The organism is uncultured Candidatus Puniceispirillum sp. (assembly GCF_963979125.1).
Classification (GTDB): domain Bacteria; phylum Pseudomonadota; class Alphaproteobacteria; order Puniceispirillales; family Puniceispirillaceae; genus Puniceispirillum.
In genome coordinates this window covers 1-3,266 of record NZ_CAXBVX010000149.1, presented here as the reverse complement: position 1 = coordinate 3,266, position 3,266 = coordinate 1, and the positions used below count along the sequence as shown (strand labels likewise).

Genomic DNA, 3,266 nt, shown 5'->3' with positions numbered 1-3,266 from the left:
TGTCTAGAATCCTGCATCACCTGCTCCCTTAGTTTATTATTTTGTTTGCCCCAGAATATATTCAGGCAAGTCAAATCCCGTTAAAAGTTCACCATCTGCTATCATTGAAGCTGCTACCTCTAGGTCATTTGCCATATAGCGATCCTCTGCCAGAGGCGCGACTGTTTCTCGCATCGTTGTAATCACCTTTTGCAATGGCAAGCTAGTCTTCAACGGCTCACGAAATTCTACGCCCTGCACGGCACAAACTAATTCAATCCCAAGAATGACATTTAGATTACTATTCATTCGCATCAGTCGCCGCGCCGCATGGGCTGCCATACTGACATGATCCTCTTGATTTGCCGACGTAGGGGTGCTGTCTGTTGAACAGGGATTTGCAAGATGCTTGTTCTCGCTCATTAACGCCGCAGTCGTGACCTCGGCAATCATGAAACCCGAATTCAATCCGGGATCCGCAGTCAGAAACGGTGGCAGATCAAAACTAAGACTAGGATCAACCATCAAGGCCACGCGCCGCTGGGCAATGGCACCAATTTCGGCAAGCGCAAGGGCAATCTGGTCGGCGGCAAAGGCAACTGGCTCAGCGTGAAAATTGCCGCCTGATACAATTCGTCCCTCATTTACAAGCACAAGCGGGTTATCGGTAACAGCATTTGCTTCGATGGTTAGGGTACGACCGGCATAATGCAGCAAATCCATAGCCGCGCCAGTCACTTGGGGCTGACAACGAATACAATATGGATCCTGAACACGGGTATCGTCATCACGGTGGCTTTCGCGGATTTCTGATCCTTGCATGATAGCGCGCTGGCCGCGGGCAACAGCAATCTGTCCCGGATGACCACGAAGCGTATGTATTTCATCAACAAGCGGTGCTGTTGATCCCATTATGGCATCTGTCGTCAAAGCAGCTGTCACAACACTTGCACTCGCATTACGCCATGCGTTAAACAATGCAGCCAAAGCACAGGCCGTAGAAAACTGGGTGCCATTAATTAATGCCAGACCTTCTTTTGGCGCTAATATAACCGGCACCAATCCAGCCTTGGCAAGTGCCTCGCCGCCTTGCATGACGGTACCTTTATAGCAAGCTTCGCCTTCGCCAATCATCACAGCAGCCATATGTGCCAGAGGGGCAAGATCGCCAGAAGCGCCAACTGAGCCTTGAACCGGAATAACCGGCATCACACCCTTATTCACCATTCCAACGATCAGATCTACCGTTTCCCAGACAACGCCTGATGCACCGCGTCCAAGTGACAGCAATTTTAACACCATCATCAACCGTGTTGTTTGAGTGTCCAGTGCTTCGCCAACCCCGCAACAATGCGACAAGATTAGATTGCGTTGTAGCTTTGTCATTTTTTCCGGATCGATAGCGACATTGGCTAGCTTACCAAAGCCAGTATTCACCCCATAAACAGCTACATCACCGTTTGCCGCATCATGAACCAGCGACGCAGCAGTATCAATCGCGCTTCGAACATTAGCATGTAATTCGATCTGGTCATTACCACGCCAGATACCTTCGAACTGCGCAAGGCTGACTTCGCCTGGTATCAACGACATTTTCATATGATCTGGCCTCCAAAAATGCGCATAGAAAGAGGATTGAATCCAATCCGATAGGCTAGTTCAGCAGGATGAGTTACATTCCATAAAGCCAGATCAGCGCGCATACCGGGGCGTAACATGCCCGTGTCTTTTAGGCCAAGAGCCTTAGCAGCATTTCTGGTTACCCCCGTCAATGCCTCTGCCGGCGTCATACGAAACAAGGTACACCCCATATTCATTGCCAGCAGAAGCGAAGTCAAAGGAGATGATCCCGGATTGGCGTCAGTAGCAAGTGCCATCGGCACGCCATTTTGACGGAATAAATCTATCGGCGGTTGCTGTGTTTCGCGCAAGGTATAGAACGCACCAGGCAACAGCACCGCAACCGTATTGGAATCGCCTAGTGCACGGGCATCCTCTTCATTGGCATATTCGACATGATCAACCGACAATGCTTTAAAGCGGGCTGCAAGCAAGCTACCCCCATATCTCGAAAGTTGTTCGGCATGAAGTTTTACTGGCAAACCAAGCGCACTAGCTGCCACAAAGACGCGCTCTATCTGGTCAGTATTGAAAGCTATAGTTTCGCAAAAACCATCAACAGCATCGATCAGCCCTTCAGCATGTCCCTTTTGTATTGCCGGAATGCAGATATCATCAATATATTTGTCTGCATCATCTTTATACTCATGAGGCAGGGCATGGGCGCCCAAAAAACTGGTCACGACCCGAACTGGCCGCTGATCGGCAATTGCGCGTCCCGCCCGCAACATCCGAAGCTCAGTTTCAACATCCAGTCCATAGCCTGATTTTATTTCTATCAGGCTTACCCCTTCCGAAAGCAAAGTGTCAACACGTGGCAAAGCGGCAGAGACAAGCTCTTTCTCCGACATGTTGCGGGTGGCCGCAACAGTTGAAACGATTCCACCACCTGCTTTTGCCACCTCGGCATAGCTTGCCCCATTCAGGCGTAATTCAAATTCATTAGCACGATGTCCGCCATGCACTATATGTGTATGACAATCGATCAGCGCTGGCGTCAGAAGCTTGCCTTCTGCGTTGACAACATTGCTGGCAGAGTTAGCTTTTGGCGCTACAGACATAGGGCCAAGCCCAGTGATAATACCATCGGTAACTGACAGGTATCCATCATAAATCAGGCTGTAGTCAGATTTATCCGAATTAGTTGCTTGTGGCTCATCCAGTGTTGCCAACACCGCATTCGTTATTAGTAAATTCATGTCTGAGCCTTGATAATATCTCTATTTTCTTTTATATGTACATACATAATAATATGTCAATAGGATTTAGATATGATCACAATTCAAGCCCGTTCTGCACTTCTGCCGGATGGCTGGCACAATGATGTGAGCGTTGAGATTGACAATCATGGGCGCATATCAAAAGTTTCAACTCAACAGCCTGATGTACCAGCCGACACGCATGTCGCCTACCTACTGCCCGCACCGGTAAATGCACATAGCCATGCGTTTCAGCATGCAATGGCTGGACTCACCGAACGCCGCGGAGACAATCCACAAGACAGCTTCTGGACGTGGCGTGATTTGATGTTCCGGTTTCTTGATCAACTCACCCCTGACCATATCGAATCAATTACCAGCTTTGTTCAGATGAAAATGCTGGAATCTGGCTATGCCACTAATGTTGAATTCCATTATTTACATCACAGTCCGGATGGAACGCCTTAC

General features: G+C 48.9%; 2 protein-coding genes and 1 pseudogene. 1 reads left to right on the top strand and 2 read right to left on the bottom strand.

Annotated features, from left to right (window positions below):
• Positions 1 to 36: 36 nt before the first annotated feature.
• Both hutH and hutI read right to left on the bottom strand, forming a co-directional pair.
• A complete protein-coding gene (gene hutH, locus ABNT28_RS10510; RefSeq protein WP_348721562.1) occupies positions 37 to 1,578 on the bottom strand; it encodes a histidine ammonia-lyase in 1,542 nt (513 codons plus the stop codon).
• On the bottom strand, positions 1,575 to 2,798 hold the full coding sequence (hutI, locus tag ABNT28_RS10505) for an imidazolonepropionase (protein WP_348721561.1): 1,224 nt from the start codon (positions 2,796 to 2,798) through the stop codon (positions 1,575 to 1,577). The genes hutH and hutI overlap by 4 nt, the downstream gene beginning before the upstream one ends.
• A 72-nt stretch (positions 2,799 to 2,870) precedes the next feature.
• Between hutI and ABNT28_RS10500 the strand changes: the two are divergent.
• Positions 2,871 to 3,266, top strand: a pseudogene (locus ABNT28_RS10500) (formimidoylglutamate deiminase); the annotation flags it as partial.